The organism is Variovorax sp. GW458-11-26-14-LB1 (genome assembly GCF_059423965.1).
Genome location: NZ_JBWKYW010000006.1, coordinates 20,983 through 35,865, shown reverse-complemented (window position 1 = coordinate 35,865; position 14,883 = coordinate 20,983). Strand labels below are relative to the sequence as shown.

General features: G+C 69.5%; 16 protein-coding genes and 2 pseudogenes. 12 read left to right on the top strand and 6 right to left on the bottom strand.

Annotated features, from left to right (window positions below):
- The 3 genes and pseudogenes from AC07YS_RS06185 to AC07YS_RS06175 all read left to right on the top strand — a co-directional run.
- Positions 1-1,236: pseudogene (locus AC07YS_RS06185) on the top strand (styrene monooxygenase/indole monooxygenase family protein); the annotation flags it as partial.
- A gap of 9 nt (positions 1,237-1,245) precedes the next feature.
- Positions 1,246-1,734: pseudogene (locus AC07YS_RS06180) on the top strand (flavin reductase family protein); the annotation flags it as partial.
- 51 nt (positions 1,735-1,785) lie between these two features.
- Positions 1,786-3,027 carry a dienelactone hydrolase family protein gene (locus AC07YS_RS06175; RefSeq protein ID WP_495267557.1) on the top strand — a complete coding sequence of 414 codons (1,242 nt, stop codon included), beginning with the start codon at positions 1,786-1,788 and terminating at the stop codon, positions 3,025-3,027.
- Between the two features lie 21 nt (positions 3,028-3,048).
- Here AC07YS_RS06175 and AC07YS_RS06170 read toward each other — a convergent pair whose 3' ends face one another.
- Complete coding sequence (locus AC07YS_RS06170) at positions 3,049-4,125, bottom strand: helix-turn-helix transcriptional regulator (protein WP_495267558.1); 1,077 nt, start codon at positions 4,123-4,125, stop codon at positions 3,049-3,051.
- 59 nt (positions 4,126-4,184) lie between these two features.
- Here AC07YS_RS06170 and AC07YS_RS06165 point away from each other — a divergent pair, with 59 nt between their 5' ends.
- The 4 genes from AC07YS_RS06165 to AC07YS_RS06150 are packed head-to-tail and all read left to right on the top strand — an operon-like array spanning position 4,185 to position 8,670.
- Positions 4,185-5,171, top strand: a complete 987-nt coding sequence (locus AC07YS_RS06165) for a Bug family tripartite tricarboxylate transporter substrate binding protein (RefSeq protein ID WP_495267559.1) — start codon at positions 4,185-4,187, stop codon at positions 5,169-5,171.
- Positions 5,172-5,184: 13 nt separating this feature from the next.
- Positions 5,185-5,889 (top strand): aspartate/glutamate racemase family protein, encoded by a 705-nt coding sequence (locus AC07YS_RS06160; RefSeq protein WP_495267560.1) that lies wholly within the window; start codon positions 5,185-5,187, stop codon positions 5,887-5,889.
- Between the two features lie 40 nt (positions 5,890-5,929).
- On the top strand, positions 5,930-6,322 hold the full coding sequence (locus AC07YS_RS06155) for a Rid family hydrolase (RefSeq protein ID WP_495267561.1): 393 nt from the start codon (positions 5,930-5,932) through the stop codon (positions 6,320-6,322).
- Positions 6,319-8,670, top strand: a complete 2,352-nt coding sequence (locus tag AC07YS_RS06150) for a penicillin acylase family protein (protein ID WP_495267562.1) — start codon at positions 6,319-6,321, stop codon at positions 8,668-8,670. Before AC07YS_RS06155 ends, AC07YS_RS06150 begins: the two co-directional genes overlap by 4 nt.
- 42 nt (positions 8,671-8,712) lie before the next feature.
- Here AC07YS_RS06150 and AC07YS_RS06145 read toward each other — a convergent pair whose 3' ends face one another.
- From AC07YS_RS06145 to AC07YS_RS06125, 5 genes are all read right to left on the bottom strand, one after another.
- On the bottom strand, positions 8,713-9,072 hold the full coding sequence (locus AC07YS_RS06145) for a hypothetical protein (protein ID WP_062469909.1): 360 nt from the start codon (positions 9,070-9,072) through the stop codon (positions 8,713-8,715).
- 103 nt (positions 9,073-9,175) lie between these two features.
- Complete coding sequence (locus AC07YS_RS06140) at positions 9,176-9,559, bottom strand: roadblock/LC7 domain-containing protein (protein WP_062469906.1); 384 nt, start codon at positions 9,557-9,559, stop codon at positions 9,176-9,178.
- 47 nt (positions 9,560-9,606) lie between these two features.
- Complete coding sequence (locus AC07YS_RS06135) at positions 9,607-10,131, bottom strand: GTP-binding protein (protein WP_062469903.1); 525 nt, start codon at positions 10,129-10,131, stop codon at positions 9,607-9,609.
- Positions 10,128-10,844, bottom strand: a complete 717-nt coding sequence (locus AC07YS_RS06130) for a hypothetical protein (protein ID WP_495267563.1) — start codon at positions 10,842-10,844, stop codon at positions 10,128-10,130. The genes AC07YS_RS06135 and AC07YS_RS06130 overlap by 4 nt, the downstream gene beginning before the upstream one ends.
- Positions 10,845-11,195: 351 nt before the next feature.
- Positions 11,196-12,053: a plasmid replication/partition related protein gene (locus AC07YS_RS06125; RefSeq protein ID WP_495267564.1), complete on the bottom strand. Its 858-nt coding sequence runs from the start codon at positions 12,051-12,053 to the stop codon at positions 11,196-11,198.
- A 175-nt stretch (positions 12,054-12,228) separates the two neighbouring features.
- Here AC07YS_RS06125 and AC07YS_RS06120 point away from each other — a divergent pair, with 175 nt between their 5' ends.
- From AC07YS_RS06120 to AC07YS_RS06100, 5 genes are all read left to right on the top strand, one after another.
- Positions 12,229-12,762: a sigma-70 family RNA polymerase sigma factor gene (locus AC07YS_RS06120; RefSeq protein WP_369629696.1), complete on the top strand. Its 534-nt coding sequence runs from the start codon at positions 12,229-12,231 to the stop codon at positions 12,760-12,762.
- Positions 12,763-12,801: 39 nt separating this feature from the next.
- A complete protein-coding gene (locus AC07YS_RS06115) occupies positions 12,802-13,047 on the top strand; it encodes a FecR/PupR family sigma factor regulator (RefSeq protein WP_495267565.1) in 246 nt (81 codons plus the stop codon).
- A gap of 159 nt (positions 13,048-13,206) precedes the next feature.
- Positions 13,207-13,449 carry an MbtH family protein gene (locus AC07YS_RS06110; protein WP_062469889.1) on the top strand — a complete coding sequence of 81 codons (243 nt, stop codon included), beginning with the start codon at positions 13,207-13,209 and terminating at the stop codon, positions 13,447-13,449.
- Positions 13,450-13,454: 5 nt separating this feature from the next.
- On the top strand, positions 13,455-14,201 hold the full coding sequence (locus AC07YS_RS06105) for a thioesterase II family protein (RefSeq protein WP_495267566.1): 747 nt from the start codon (positions 13,455-13,457) through the stop codon (positions 14,199-14,201).
- Positions 14,179-14,880, top strand: a complete 702-nt coding sequence (locus AC07YS_RS06100; protein WP_495267567.1) for a 4'-phosphopantetheinyl transferase family protein — start codon at positions 14,179-14,181, stop codon at positions 14,878-14,880. Before AC07YS_RS06105 ends, AC07YS_RS06100 begins: the two co-directional genes overlap by 23 nt.
- Positions 14,881-14,883 lie beyond the last annotated feature (3 nt).

Below are 14,883 nucleotides of genomic sequence, written 5' to 3'. Positions count from 1 at the left end.
ATGACACGACGCGTGGCCATCGTCGGCGCCGGCCAGTCCGGCATGCAGCTCGCACTGGGCCTGCGGGCCAAAGGGTACGCCGTGACGGTGTATGCGAACCGCACGGCGCAGGAGATCTTCGACGGGCCGGTGATGTCCAGCCAGTGCATGTTCGAGACCGCGCTGCAGACCGAGCGCGAACTGGGGCTCGACAGCTGGACCGACATCTGCCCGGTGGTCGAGGGCATCGGCATGTCGGTGCGCAGCCCGGAAGGCCAGCGCGCCATCGCGTGGGAGGCGAAGCTCGACGGCCCCGCGCAGTCGGTCGACCAGCGCCTGAAGATCTCTGCATGGATGCAGCTCTTCGAAGCGCGTGGCGGGCGCCTCGTGCACCAGGACGCCGACCTCGACACGCTGGAAGACTGCGCGCGCACGCACGACCTCGTGGTCGTCGCGAGCGGCAAGGGCGAGATCTCGGCGCTGTTCCCGCGCGACGCGGCGCGCTCGCCATTCGACGCGCCGCAGCGCGCGCTGGCGCTCACCTACGTGAAGGGCATGCGCCCGCGCGAACCGTTCGCAGCCGTGAGCTTCAACCTCATCCCGGGTGTCGGTGAGTACTTCGTGTTCCCCGCGCTCACCACCAGCGGCCCGTGCGAGATCATGGTGTTCGAAGGCGTGCCCGGCGGTCCCATGGACTGCTGGGACGACGTGAAGACGCCGCAGGAGCACCTGGCGCGCAGCAAGCAGATCCTTGCCACCTTCCTGCCGTGGGAGGCCGAGCGCTGCGAACACATCGAGCTCACCGACGACCACGGCGTGCTGCGTGGCCGCGTCACGCCCGTGGTGCGTCACCCGGTCGCCACGCTGCCCTCGGGGCGGCAGGTGCTGGGGCTCGCCGACGCGGTGGTGCTCAACGACCCGATCACGGGGCAGGGCTCGAACAACGCGGCCAAGGCGGCCGACATCTACCTCAAGCGCATCCTCGAACATGGCGACGCGCCCTTCGACGCCGCGTGGATGCAGCAGACCTTCGACCGCTATTGGGAGGGCTACGCCCGCTGGGCCACCGACTGGACGCACAGCCTGCTCACGCCGCCCGCGCCGCACCTGCAGAAGCTGCTGCAGAGCGCCACGCACAGGCCGGCCGTGGCGAGCGCGGTGGTCAACGGTTTCGACGACCCGCGCAACTTCGCGCCCTGGTGGTTCGACGCGGCCGAGGCCGATCGCTTTCTCGAAGCGAAGGCGCGCGAAGCCGCGGTCGACCGCTTCGACCGGCGCGACTTCCGCAAGGCGCTCGGCCAGTTCAGCACCGGCGTCACCGTGATCACCACGCGCGCGCTCGACGGACGCCGCGTGGGCATGACGGCCAACTCGTTCTCGTCGGTGTCGCTCGATCCGCCGCTGGTGCTGTGGAGCCTGGCGCGGCAGGCGCCCAGCGTGGCCGACTTCACCGGCGCCAGCCACTTCGCGATCAACGTGCTGGCCGCGCCGCAGCACCACCTGTCGCGCCAGTTCTCGACGCCGCAGGCCGACAAGTTCGGCGGCGTCGATTGCTGCGAAGGCACGGCCGGCGTGCCGCTGCTCAACGGCGTGCTCGCGCGCTTCGTGTGCCGCAACGTGCGGCAGTACGACGGCGGCGACCACCTGATCTTCATCGGCGAAGTTGAAGGCTACGAACGCTTCGACGGCGAGCCGCTGGTTTTTCACTCGGGCTACTACCAGGTCACGACGCGCCATCCGGAATGCGTACAGTGAGCCCCTGGTTCCCCACGTCCACCTTTCAGCATTGAACGGAGTCACACACCCATGCAGAACAAGGCATCCACCTCCTCGTCGCAAGACATCCGCATCCAGGCCGCCGACGGCAGCGGCAGCTTCGGCGCCTACCTGGCCCTGCCGCGCGGCGGCACCGGCCCGGGCCTGGTGCTCGCGCAGGAAATCTTCGGTGTCAACAAGACCATGCGCGACGTGGCCGACTACTACGCCGAGGAAGGCTACGTGGTGCTCGTGCCCGACCTGTTCTGGCGCCAGGAGCCCGACGTACAGCTGGGCTACACGCCCGACGACTGGCAGCGCGCCTTCGCGCTGTACCAGGGCTTCGACGAAGCGCTCGGCATGCAGGACATGCAGTCCGCGATCACCGCGCTGCGCCAGCGCCCCGAAGTGCCCGGCGGCAAGGTCGGCGTGCTCGGCTTCTGCCTGGGCGGCAAGCTCGCCTACCTCGCGGCCTGCCGCACCGATGCGGATGTGGCCGTGGGCTACTACGGCGTGGGCATCGACGCCGCGCTCGACGAGGCCGACCGCATCCGCTGCAAGCTCGCGCTGCACGTGGCCGAGCTCGACGGCTTCTGCCCGCCCGAGGCGCGCGACCGCATCGTGCAGACGCTGCGCGGCCGGCCGAACGTCGAGGTGCACGTGTACCCCGGCGTCGACCACGCCTTTGCGCGCGTGGGCGGCGAGCACTTCCACCGTGCCTCGGCGCTCATGGCGCACGAGCGCAGCGTGGCCGCGCTGAAGTCGGCCATCGGCCCGAACTACGACCTGGCCGCGCTGTGGGACAAGCACTGCGAGTACGAGTTCGGCACCCGCAACGTGGACGACACCATGGGCACCATGGTGGCCGAGCCCTACGTCAACCACATCCCGACCATGACCGGCGGCGTGGGCTACAAGAACCTGCATGCGTTCTATACGAACCACTTCGTCAACAGCAACCCGCCCGACACCTCGCTGGTGCCGATCTCGCGCACCGTGGGCGCGACGCAGGTGGTCGACGAGATGCTGTTCTGCTTCACCCACACCACCGAGATCCCGTGGATGCTGCCGGGCGTGGCGCCCACCGGAAAGCGCGTGGAGATCCCGCTGCTCGCGGTGATCAAGTTCCGCGGCGACAAGCTCTACCACGAGCACATCTACTGGGACCAGGCGAGCGTGCTGGTGCAGGTGGGCCTGCTCGACGCGGCGCTGCTGCCGGTGGCGGGCGTGGAAACGGCGCGCAAGCTGCTCGACGAGACGCTGCCGTCGAACACGCTGCTGACGCGCGCTTGATGCGCCCGCACGGCTGATCCCTCAGGCGCCGCTGTTGGCCGGCGGCGCCTGTTGCAAGCGGTAGTCGCGCGGCGCCATGCCGTGCTGCTTGCGAAATGCCGCGGTGAAGCGGCCGTGGCACTCCCACCCCGCCTCGGCCGCGATGGCCTGCACGCTCAGCTGCGTGTCGCGCAACAGCCGCGCGGCCAGCGCCAGCCGCTCGGCCACGAGCAGGCCGTAGACCGTCGTGCCCTCGGCCTCCTTCACATGGGCCTGCAGCCGCGTGGCGCGCAGGTCGAGCCGCTGCGCGAGCGCGTCGACCGTCCACGCCTGCGCCGGCGTTTCGCCGAGCAGCGCACGCAGCCTGCGCACCGTCTGTGCCGCCGCACTGCCGTGGGTGTCTTCTGAACGCGCGGGGCGCAGCAGCTGCGCCAGGTCGAGCAGCACGCAGGTCAGCAGCTCGGTCGCACGCGCGTGGAACAGCGGCACGAAGGCCGGGCGATCGGAGGGCTCGTCGCCGATGCGCGCCAGGCAGTCGCGCACGCGCGGCGTGAGCGCCGCGTTGCACAGTACCCGGCCGTCGTCGCGCTCGACCAGCTCGCTCATCTGCCGTGCGGGCAACCGCACGCCCAGCGCATGCAGCCAGCGCGGCAGCAGGTCGCGTCGCAGGCGGAACTGCACGAAGTTGTTGCGGCAGGCGCCGGGAATGTGGATCAGGTAGCCGCCGTCGCGGTTCGGCGTGCGCAGCAGCGCGCGGTCGACGCGGAAGTCGAGCGGCCGCCCTTGCGCGCTGCCGATCTCGCCCGTGACGTGGCCCGAAAGAAAGAAGGTCAGCAGCAGCTCGTTGCCGGGCGCCAGCTGCACGTGCAGGTCGTCGTTCAACCTGAAATCGAAGTACAGCGCGCTCGCGCCTTCCCAGGGCGTGGTGCGCAGCCGCAGGATGCGGCCGCCGTCGTCGGGCCAGCGCACCTCGCGGCTGGCGCCGTCGTGCAGGGCCGGCAGCGCGAGGGGGCGGTCGGCGGGCAGGCGGATCAGCGCGGCGTTGAAGTCGTCCTCGCGCAGCGCGGCGGCCGTGAACGGCGAAGGCTGGATCGGCACAGTCTGCGATGGGATCGGCATAGAAAACCCTGACAGGCGGCGTTAGCGTTGCAACACTTTGGTTTGAACGGAGTTTATGGATGAATGCTCGACGTGTCTGCCGGTTTCTGGGGCTCCTGGCGGCCCTCGCCGCGGGGTGCCTGCCGGCGCTTGCCGGTGCGCAGAGTGCCTGGCCTTCGCGGCCGATTCGCCTCGTCGTGCCCTTCGTGGCGGGCGGCGGCGCCGACGTGGCCGCGCGGCTCATCGCGGCCAAGCTGCAGGTGCAGCTGGGCCAGCAGGTGGTGGTCGACAACAAGCCGGGCGGCAACACGCTGATCGGCGCGCAAGAGATCATGAAGGCCCAGCCCGACGGCTACACGCTGCTGTGGTCCATCGACCAGACCTTCGTGCTCAACCCCTCGCTGTACAACCGGCTGCCCTACGACCCGAGGAAAGACTTCACGCCGGTGGCGCTGGCCATCACCTCCCCGACGGCCGTCATCGCGCGCACCCAGCCAGGCAGCGTGGGCGACGTGCATGAGCTGGTGAAGCGCGCCAAGGCCGCCCCCGGCAAGATCAACATCGGCGCCGCCGCGATCCTGTCGCAGATGGCGCTGGAAGAGTTCAACCGCAGCGCCGGCATCGAGACCACGCGCGTGCCCTACAAGGGCAGCGCCGAAGTGGCGCAGGCCACCATCGCGGGCGACATCGACGCCGCCTTCGACGGCATGGCGCCCTATGTGCAGTTCGTGAAGGCGGGGCGCGCGAAGATCCTGGCCGTCACCTCGGCCAGGCGCTTCTCGGGCCTGCCCGACGTGCCCACGCTCGACGAGCTGGGCTACAAGGGCGTCGACTTCTCCGTGTGGTTCGGCGTGGTCGGGCCGGCCGGCCTGCCGCCCGAAATCGCCAAGCGCGTGAGCGACGGCGTCGACTGGGCGATCCGCCAGCCCGACGTGGTCGAGAAGCTGCTGGTGTTCGGCTTCGAGCCGGCCACGCAGACCAGCGCGAGCGCACTCAAGGGCCGCATCGACAGCGACCTAGTGCGCTACAGCCCGGTGATCCGCAAGCTCGGCTTCAAGCTCGACTGACAGGGGGCGCGCCATGATGAAAACCGCGGGCCTGATCGGAGGCGTCGCGTGGCCTTCCACGCTCAGCTACTACCGCTTGTTGAACGAGCACATCCAGCGCGAACTCGGCGGCCTGCACTCGGCCCGCTGCGTGATCGTGAGCCTGGACTTCGCCGGCGTCATCGCTGCTATGACCGAAGGGCGCCGCGACGATGCACGCGTCCAGATGGAAACCGCCGCACGCCAGGCCCGGGCGGCCGGCGCGGAACTCATCGCGATCCTCGCGAACACCGGGCACTTCGCGGCCGACGCGGTGCAGGCCGCGGCGGGCGTGCCGCTGGTGCACGTGGCGCGCGAGACCGGCGACGAGATCGCGTCGCGCTTCCCGTCGATGCGCCGCCTCGGCCTGCTGGCCACCAGCTTCGCACTCGACGCGCCGTTCTTCGGCCAGATGCTGGGGGAGGGCGCGGGCTTCGAGCTGGTGCTGCCCGACGCGGCGCAACGCCGCACGCTCGACGCGGCCATCTTCGGGCCGCTGGCGCGCGGCGAGGCCAGCCCCGCCGACGCGGCCGTCATCTCGACGCTGTGCAACGCGCTCGTGGCGCGCGGCGCGCAAGGCATCGTGCTGGGCTGCACCGAGCTGAGCGCCGTGAAGCCCTGGATCGCGTGCGCCGCGCCGCTGTTCGATTCCACCGACATCCACGCCCGCGCCATCGTGCGCGAGATGACGCGGGCCTGATTCCATTTCCACACACCGAGAACGAAAGAGAGACCACCGCATGCAGACCGCCGACTTCCCCTTGCCCTTTGTCAATGCGCCCTACAGCCGCGCGATGTTCGACGACGAGTGGATCTTCGTCTCCGGCACCATCGGCATGGACTACGACACGCAGACGCTCGCCGTCAGTGCCGAAGACCAGACCCGGCTGATGGTGCGCAACATCGAGAAGTACCTCGCAGCTTGCGGCGGACGGTTGGAGCAGGTGATCAACTACACGCTGATCGTGGCCGACGCCGAGCACCTGGGTGCGGTGGTGCAGACGCTGTCGGAAGTGCTGCCCTGCAAGCCGACCGGCACCGCCATGCTGGCCGGCATCGCCGTGCCGAAGGCCTGGGTGGAGATGCAGGTGATTGCGCGGAAGAGCCAGCCGGTGGGCGGGGCCAAGCCATGACACCGCGCGCCAGCGGGTTGCTGCGCGCCGGCTTCTGCGTGCTCGCCTGCGTCGTGGCCGGCTGCGGCGGCGACAGCGGAGGCGGCGGCGGCTTCTTCGGTGGGCCGGTCGTGACGCCACCACCCACACCGCCCGCGTCGAACGACACCTACAGCGCCGAGGTGCGCTGGACGCAATACGGCCTGCCGCACATCAAGGCCAGCAACTACGCGGGCCTGGGCTATGGCCATGGCTACGCCGTCGCGCGCGATCACCTCTGCCTGCTGGCCGACCGCGTGCTCACGCTGCGCGGCGAGCGCTCGGAACGCTTCGGCCCGGACGGGCTGGCCACCGTGGCCTTCCTGCAGATTCCCAACCTGGACAGCGATCTGTTCTACCGCGTGCAGCTGTCGGACGACGAGGTCGAGACCGCCTGGAAGGGCTTGTCCACCGATGCGCGCCAGCTCGCGCAAGGCTATGCCGCCGGCTTCAACCGCTGGGTGCGCGACCTGCCGCCCGAGGCGCGCCCCGCCGCCTGCAAGGGCCTGGCGCTGCCGCAGATGGAAGCCAGCGATGTGGTGCGCGCCACGATGCAGGTGGGCTCGCTGTGGAAGGCCTTGAGCGTCGCAGCGTACGCCTCGGCATCGACCTGGGACCAGCTGGGCGCGCCGCCCGTCGCGAAGGCCGAGGGCGACCGCCCACCGACGCAGCGCATGGCCAGCAACGCCTGGGCCTACGGCGCCGAGGCCACGGGAACGAACACCTCGATCATGGTGGCCAACCCCCACACGCTGTGGCAGGACCACTGGCTGCTGATGCACCAGATGCACCTCACCATTCCCGGCGAGATCGACGTGATGGGCGCCGACTTCTTGGGCCTGCCGCTGCCGTTGTCGGGCTTCACGCGGCACCTGGCCTGGAGCATCGAGGCGCCCTCGACCGTGACCTATCCCCTGCTGGTGGCGCTGGACGTGAAGCCCGGCGCGAAGCCTTCGTACACGGTCGATGGCGCACCGCGCGAACTGACGATGAAGACCGTCGCGCTGCGCGTGAAGCAGCCCGACGGCAGCGTGCGCACGCAAAGCCACAGCCTCCCGTACTCGCACCTCGGACCGCTGTACCGCTTGCCTGCGGAAGCCGGCCGCCCGGCCGGCTGGCATGCCGTGACCGACCCCAATGCGGCGAATGCGCGCGCGCTAGACCAGATCCTCGCCGTGGCGAAAGCGCGCGACATCGGCGCCTTCGAGCAGGCGGTGGCGCGCAACCGCGGCATCACCGCGCACCTGATCGCGGGCGACAGCCAGGGGCAGGCGATGTACATCGAGTCGGGACCGCTGCTCGACATCGGCGATGCCGCGCTGCGCGACTGCGCCGTCGTGCCGCCGCCCGACGACGCCACCGTGCCGGGCGCACTCGACGGCCGTCGCAGCGCCTGTGCGGTGCGCGATGCCGACGGCCGGCCGCGCCTGGCACCGGCCAGCCGCCTGCCGGCGCTCGCCACGCGTGGCATCGTGCAGAACGCCAACGACAGCTACAGCCTCTCGCTGGTGGGGCGCCAGCTCGATGGCTATTCATTGCTGCTCGGCAGTCCGAAGGCGGCGCCCGGTGCGCGCACGCTGATGTCGCAGCGGCAGATCGAAGACAGCCTGGCCGACGGTCGCATCGACGTGGCCGAAGCCACCGACATGGTGTTCGGCAATCGCAACCACCTGGCCGAGACCACGCTCGATGCCGTGCTGGCCGCCTGCTCCAGCGCCAAGGACGATGCCACGGTGCAGCGCGCCTGCGGCATCCTGGCCGCGTGGGACCGGCGCCACAACGTCGACAGCCGCGGCGCCTTGCTGTTCACCGAGCTGGGTCCCCGGCTCGACAACGTGCCCGGCCTGTATGCGCAGCCCTACGACCCGGCACACCCGTTCCGCGTGCGGCCGGTGTCGTCGGCGGCAGGCGTGACGGCGGGCATCGTCGCGGCGGTGCGCGACACGGCCGATGCGCTGGCGGCGCTGGGGCTGCGTGGCGATGAGAAATGGGGTGACATGCTGGCGCGGCCCACGCCGCGCGGCCGCGTGCCGCTGCATGGCGGCCCGGGCGGGCAGGGCGTACTCAATGCGCTGGAGGGCGCGCCGCTCACGAAGGACGGCTACGGCGACATCATCGCCGGCACCTCGTACGTGCATGTGGTCACGTGGGCACAGGGCAAGCCGGTGGCGCGCGTGATGATGGCGGGCGGGCAGTCGAGCGACCCGGCCTCGCCGCACCACGACGATCAACTCGAGCTCTTTTCGCGCAAGCAGCTGGTGACGCCGCCCTTCACTGAAGAAGAGATCGCGGCCGATCCGAAGCTGGAGCGGCGCACGTTGCGCGAGTGACGGTGTCGCCAGGCCCTGAACGGAGCCTGGCAACGACGCCGCTCAGACCGTCATGCCTTGTTCGACGTCGAGCGTCTTGCGGCGCGCCATGGCCAGGTTCGACTTGGTCTTGTCCAGCACCAGGTAGACGAACAGGCCTTCCTTCTTCTGCATCGGGCGGATGATGTGGTACTGCTTGCCGAGCGTGATCAGCATGTCTTCGATGTTGTCGTTCAGGCCCAGGTCGCGCATGGTGCGCAGCTTGGCGCGGACCACTTCGGTGTTGCCGGCGGCGGCCACCTCGAGATCGACGCCCGAGCCGATCTGGCCCAGGATCATGCCGCTGCTCGAGTCGACCAGCGCCGCGCACAGGGCGCCGTCGCAGGTCATCAGGTCGTCCATGGATTGCTTGATATTTGCCATCGAAATCTTTCCTAGTCCTCGCCCCTGAAAGTCGGCGGCCACCCGGGCGAAGGGGATGGGCGGCTGCCGGTGTCGAATGGGTGTGGTGCGCCGATGCCCGGCGTCAGGCGTGCTGCAGCAGCTGCGTTGCCTGTTTCGCGAAGTACAGGACCTGGCCGATGATGGCTTCGCGGCTGGTGACCACGCTCACGATCAGCGTCATCTCGGGGTGCCGCGCCTGCAGCATCAGGATGTGGCCATGCGTGGCCTCGATCGCCACGTTGTCGCAGTGGCCCAGCTGGCTTTCCTCGCCGGCCACGGCGCCCAGCGCGGCCAGCGAACTGGCGATGGCCGACAGGCGCGCGACCTGCGCGGTGTTCTCGACGCGCGCGGCCAGCTCGAGGCCGTCTTCGGTCGAGATCACCACGGCCTTCACGCCCTTGATTTCCCGCATCAGGGTGTCGATGGCCGATTCCGCTGCAAGCCTGATTCTTGGAGTGATGTTCATTGCTGCCTGAATGGAAGGAAAAGGAGAAAAAGAGGGGCGTCCTGCGTTCAGACCTCGAGCTGGAGCAGGAGCAGTTCCAGCAGCTGCACGACCTGCTGCGCATCGGTGACGTTGGCCGGCAGCACCGGGCACACGACGCCCTTGGCCTCCATGCGCCGGGCGTAGGCATCGATGCCGGGGCTCGGGTGCGTTTCCATGCGGCCCACCGCCACCACGCAGGCGGTCTGCGCGATGAGTTCGGCAAAGCCGTCCAGGTAGATGTCCAGGTCGGCCAGCGGATCGGGGCGGCTGTTGTCCACCAGGATCACCACGCCGAGTGCGCCGCGCCCCAGGATGCGCCACATGAAGTCGAAGCGCATCTGGCCGGGCGTGCCGTACAGGCGCAGCTTCTCGCCGTTGTCGAGCGTGAGTTCGCCGTAGTCCAGGCCGACCGTGGTGGTGGCCTTGGCGACCGAGGTGTCGCTGTTGCGCACGTCGGTGCTCACGGGCGGGATCTCGCTCACGCCGGCGATGGCCGTGGTTTTGCCGGCGCCCATGGTGCCGGTGAAGAGGATCTTGTGTTCTACGGTCATTGAGGGCCTGACGGCAGCAAGCCGAGTCGGTTCCTGATGCGTGCGAGCAGGCCGGGCTGCACGGTTTCGCGGGCGGGTGCCGGGAAGCGGCTGTCGGGAAAGACGCTGTCGGGGGCCGAGGCCGCCACCAGCGCGCCGGGGGGGGCGGCGCGTTCGAGCAGGCCGGCGCGCTGCAGGTCGGCCAGGAAATCCGCGCACTCCTGGCGCGTGGCGGGCGAGCGCTGCTGCAGCGACAGCACCGACGCCGGCCGGTTGGACATCAGCGTGGCCAGCCGCAGGCGGATCGGCGCCTCGAGCACCGCCGCGGGCGGCCAGCGCAGCATGCGGAATTCTTCGTGCTCGCCGATCGGCACCTCGGTCGTAGCCAGCCCCAGGCCGCGGGCGTGGACGACCATCGCGCCGAGGCGGTTGAGCGCCACTTCCAGCGCATCGGTGTGCAGCGGCAGGGCCAGGAAAGGGCCGCGTTGCGGGTCGGCATGGGCCACGGTCAGCGTGGGCACCGCCGGTTGGGGCGAGGCGGCGGCAAGGGCGACCTGGTCGCCGACGACCCGCAGGTCGGCTTGTTCGGCCTTCCACGACCAGTTCTGGTGCGTGCGGTGGTCGAGCAGCCGGATCAGCGACTTGAGCAGCACTTCTTCGCGGTGCGGCAGCCCCTCGACGCTGTAGCTCAGCAGGGCGCGTTGACTTTTGGGAACGGTGTTAACGGCCGTCATGCAGCCTCCGCACCACCGTGCCCATCGGCCGGCCGCTGTGGGGTGTTGCGTTCAACCGCATCGAAAACACCGATTGGAGGCGGCATCGCCGTTCTTTTTGCAACTTAAGCACTCACTGTAAGAAGTTGGACGGAGACGCCGATCGCAACGCTGGCTGGGAGAACTAAAGTGTTTGTTTGGAGGTGGCGTCAAAAATATAACACTTGTTGCAAATAAAAACACAAGATTACGAACAACTGTTTTCAGTGGGTCGCGGACGCGACAAAGCCTCGCGGGCCGCAGTGCGGCGCGCGAGGTTTCAGGGAGGGGCGGTGAAAGCGGCGGGCGAGGGGAAGGTCGCCCGCCGGGGCGTCAGTGCGCCAGTTGCGCCTGCAGCTCGGCCACTTGCCGGCGCAGGTCCGCGTTCTCGGCCGTGAGTTCGGCCACGCGCTGTTGCAGTTGCTGCACGGCGTCGAGCGCCGCCGGTTCGGCGCCTTCTTCGGTTTCGGGCGCCGCTTCGCGCGGCTTGCGCTTGGCCTCGCGCACGCGCTTGGCGGCCTGCTTGAGCTCGTCCTTGCCGGCGTTGGCGGCTGTCACCTGCTCCTCGGCGGGCAGCGAGGCGACGGCCGCGGCCGTGTTGATCGAGATCACGCCCGATTTCACGGCCGCCACCAGCTCGGGCGCGGCCTGCTTCTGGATCTTCTCGATCATCACGACCTGGCTGCTGCTCAGACGCGCGGCGCGGGCGATGGCCTCGCGGCTGTTCAGCGGCACGGGCGGCGGCAGGGCTTCGTCGGAAGCGGGAGTGGAGGTCGAAGCGGGGGCGTCCTCGACGTCGAAGGGCGGATCGTCCGCCGTGGTCGGGGTGGTCGGGGTGGTCGGTGTGGCGGCGGTGCTGCGGGCGCGGCGCTCGTCCACGATGTCCTTCTTGCGCAGCGCCAGCACGCCGCGCAGGTAGTCCGAGATGCTGCGGCGGCCCAGGTGCTGGTCGATCATCCACAGGTGCACGTCCTGCAGCGTCTTGAAGCGCGTGTTCTGCACGGTCTGGAAGGGCAGGCCGTGCTTCTGGCAGATGCCGTAGCGGTTGTGGCCATCGACCAGCACGTCGCCCCACAGCACCAGCGCGTCGCGGCAGCCTTCGGTGAGGATGCTGCGTTCGAGGGCTTCGTACTCCTCCGGCGTCAAGGGATCGATATAGGCTTTGAGTTCTTCGTTGACGACGATGTTCATGGGTGCGGGTGCGATGTAAGGGGCGGAATTTTAGGTGTCTCGGTTTCGGCCGCTCGAACGTCTAGACAGGGAGAGAGACGAGAAGGCGTCACCGGGAAAAACAGGGCCTTCTTGCGTCATCAAATGGTAATAGTTCTTATTTGCATCTTTGCCCTTGAACACTTCAGGAGTACCCATGGATCTGTCGCTTTCCCCGTCCGCGCCCACGCTGGGGGAGGTCTTCATCGCGAACCGTGCCCAGCTCCAGCGCGTCGCGCAAAAGATCGTCCGCACCGCTGACCTCGCAGACGAAGTGCTGCAGGACGCCTACCTGAAGCTCGCCGACGGCGCTTCGGTGCGCGATGTCCGCAAGCCGCTGGGCTACTGCTGCCAGGTGGTGCGCAACGTGGCGGTCGACTACCACCGCCACCATTCCGTGGAGGCCAGCTACCGCACCTACTGCGACGACGTCGAACTCGTGAGCCCGCCCAGCAGCAACGACGCGCCCGACCGCGTGCTCGGCGGCCGGCAGGCGCTGGTGGCCATCGACCGCGTGCTCGAGGCTCTACCGCCGCGCACCCGCCTCGCGTTCGAACTCAACCGTCTCAGTGGCCTGACCCAGCGCGAGATCGCCACGCGCCTGGGCTGCTCCGCCACGCTCGTGAACTTCATGATCAAGGACGCCGACGCCGCCCTCGAAAGCTGCCGCTACCTCGTGCAAGCCGGCTGATTTTTCCGACGCACCGCATCGGCGCTACGATGGCCGCCGATGAGCAGCCCCAACGACACGCAAAGCGACCCCACCTGGCAGACCGCCTGGGCGTGGGTCCGCCGCCAGCACGCCGGCGAGGGCGCGCTCGACGCCGCCGCGAGCGCCGAGCTCGCGCAATGGCTCGCCGCCGATCCCGCCCATCGCAAGACCTACGCCGAGGCGGCCCGCCTCTGGCTGCTCGTGGGCCTGGTGCCGCCTGCGCACGACGTCCCTTCGCCGGACGCCGAAGACGCGGCTCGCTAACCAACTCCCTCTTCTTTTCGCAGTTCCCACAGCGGCCCTCGCCGAGGCGCAGCCGTGTGCGGCTTTCATGCACAGAGGACTAAACACCCGGCCTCGCGGCGCGTCTTGTATCGCAAGGGCAAACCCTGCCCGCCATTGCACTTACCAAGAGGACCGCCCATGTCTACCAGCTGTTTCGACCGCGAGGACGAGACCTTCATCGTGCTCGTCAACCACGAAGCGCAGTACTCCATCTGGCCGCACTGGAAGGCCGTGCCTGGCGGCTGGACCGCCGTCGACGGCGTCAAGGGCGACAAGAAGACCGTGCTCGACTACGTCGAAGCGCAGTGGACCGACATGCGTCCGAAGTCGCTGCGCGACTGGATGGCCGCGCAGCAGCAACCTGACAACGCCTCCGCCTGACGCGCATGGAGGCCTCGCTGCCCCTGCTGTGCCTGCCCTGCGCGGGCGCCAGCGCCACCATGTACCTGCGCTGGCGGCGTGCGCTGCCGCGCTGGATCGAGGTCGTGCCGGTCGAGCTGCCGGGCCGCGGCGGGCGCCTGGGCGAGCGCTTCGTCGACAGCTTCGACCGCATGGTCGCGCAGCTGTGCGCCGAGCATGAAGGCGTGCTGCGCGGCCGCTACGCGCTGTTCGGCCACAGCATGGGCGCCTTGCTGGCCTGGGGCATGGCGCAGCACCAGCGACAGCAGCACCGGCCGTTGCCGAGTGCGCTGATCGTCTCCGGCAGCGCGGCACCTTCGCAGCGCGACCCCGATCGCTTTCTCGACATCACCGACGACGCGGCCCTCATCGCCGACCTGCGCAAGCAGGGCGGCACGCCCGACGAGCTGTTCGACAGCCCCGAGCTGCTGCGCATGACGCTGGACACCCTCGGTGCCGACTACCGCCTGTGCCGCAGCTTCGTGCACGCCGACCCTGCGCCGCTGCCCGTGCCGCTGCATGTGCTGGCCGGCCGCCAGGACGACATCGCGCCGTGGCGCATGCAGGCCTGGGCCGCCGAGACCGCGCATGCTCGCTTCACGCTCGACTGGTTCGAGGGCGGCCACTTCTTCATCCGCCAGCACGAGACCTCCGTGCTGGCCGCGCTGGCGCGGCACCTTGCGCCGGCGGTGATAACGGCGGGAGGCGTCGATGCGGCTCGTGCCCTGGCATGACCCGTTGCCGCCGGGCATCGCGTTGCACCGCCTGGACCTCGACCTTGCGACGGAGGACGGCGATGCCTGGGCCGACCTCACGCCCGACGAATGCGCACGCGCCAGCCGCTTCGCCCGCCGCGCCGACCGCGTGCGCTTCGCCCACACCCGCGCCGCCGTGCGCCGCCTGATCGCGCAGTGCCTTGCCTGTCGTCCAGCGGACGTGCCGCTGCGCGCCGACGCACACGGCAAGCCCTTCGTCGAGGCTGGCGACGACAAAGCAGTGCCCCTCTTCAACATCTCGCACGCCGGCGACCACGCGCTCATCGCGCTGGCCGACCCGGCGCGCATGCGCTGCATCGGCGTCGACATCGAAGCCTGCACGCGCGACCTCATGGCCGACGCCGATGCGTTGCTCGCCATGGCCTTCACCGCGCGCGAGCAGCGCGAGATCCGCAGCGACGCCGACCTGCCACACGCCTTCTACCGACGCTGGGTCGGCAAGGAAGCTGTGTTGAAAGCCGCCGGCGTCGGCATGGCCGAGCACCTGCAAAGCGTCGGCATCCACCCCGACGCCCACGGCGCGCTTGCCGTCGACTGCGCCGTGCCCGCGTGGGCCGGCATCGAAGCGATGGCGCTGTCCGCGCCGCCGGGCTATGCCGCCGCGCTGGCCTGGCACACCAAGGAACAACCCCTGTGAACC

Excerpts from the sequence above, each read along its gene's own strand:
- AC07YS_RS06175 (WP_495267557.1), top strand. The coding sequence starts at position 1,786 with ATGCAGAACAAGGCATCCACCTCCTCGTCGCAAGACATCCGCATCCAG.
- AC07YS_RS06170 (WP_495267558.1), bottom strand. The coding sequence starts at position 4,125 with ATGCCGATCCCATCGCAGACTGTGCCGATCCAGCCTTCGCCGTTCACG.
- AC07YS_RS06165 (WP_495267559.1), top strand. The coding sequence starts at position 4,185 with ATGAATGCTCGACGTGTCTGCCGGTTTCTGGGGCTCCTGGCGGCCCTC.
- AC07YS_RS06160 (WP_495267560.1), top strand. The coding sequence starts at position 5,185 with ATGATGAAAACCGCGGGCCTGATCGGAGGCGTCGCGTGGCCTTCCACG.
- AC07YS_RS06155 (WP_495267561.1), top strand. The coding sequence starts at position 5,930 with ATGCAGACCGCCGACTTCCCCTTGCCCTTTGTCAATGCGCCCTACAGC.
- AC07YS_RS06150 (WP_495267562.1), top strand. The coding sequence starts at position 6,319 with ATGACACCGCGCGCCAGCGGGTTGCTGCGCGCCGGCTTCTGCGTGCTC.
- AC07YS_RS06145 (WP_062469909.1), bottom strand. The coding sequence starts at position 9,072 with ATGGCAAATATCAAGCAATCCATGGACGACCTGATGACCTGCGACGGC.
- AC07YS_RS06140 (WP_062469906.1), bottom strand. The coding sequence starts at position 9,559 with ATGAACATCACTCCAAGAATCAGGCTTGCAGCGGAATCGGCCATCGAC.
- AC07YS_RS06135 (WP_062469903.1), bottom strand. The coding sequence starts at position 10,131 with ATGACCGTAGAACACAAGATCCTCTTCACCGGCACCATGGGCGCCGGC.
- AC07YS_RS06130 (WP_495267563.1), bottom strand. The coding sequence starts at position 10,844 with ATGACGGCCGTTAACACCGTTCCCAAAAGTCAACGCGCCCTGCTGAGC.
- AC07YS_RS06125 (WP_495267564.1), bottom strand. The coding sequence starts at position 12,053 with ATGAACATCGTCGTCAACGAAGAACTCAAAGCCTATATCGATCCCTTG.
- AC07YS_RS06120 (WP_369629696.1), top strand. The coding sequence starts at position 12,229 with ATGGATCTGTCGCTTTCCCCGTCCGCGCCCACGCTGGGGGAGGTCTTC.
- AC07YS_RS06115 (WP_495267565.1), top strand. The coding sequence starts at position 12,802 with ATGAGCAGCCCCAACGACACGCAAAGCGACCCCACCTGGCAGACCGCC.
- AC07YS_RS06110 (WP_062469889.1), top strand. The coding sequence starts at position 13,207 with ATGTCTACCAGCTGTTTCGACCGCGAGGACGAGACCTTCATCGTGCTC.
- AC07YS_RS06105 (WP_495267566.1), top strand. The coding sequence starts at position 13,455 with ATGGAGGCCTCGCTGCCCCTGCTGTGCCTGCCCTGCGCGGGCGCCAGC.
- AC07YS_RS06100 (WP_495267567.1), top strand. The coding sequence starts at position 14,179 with ATGCGGCTCGTGCCCTGGCATGACCCGTTGCCGCCGGGCATCGCGTTG.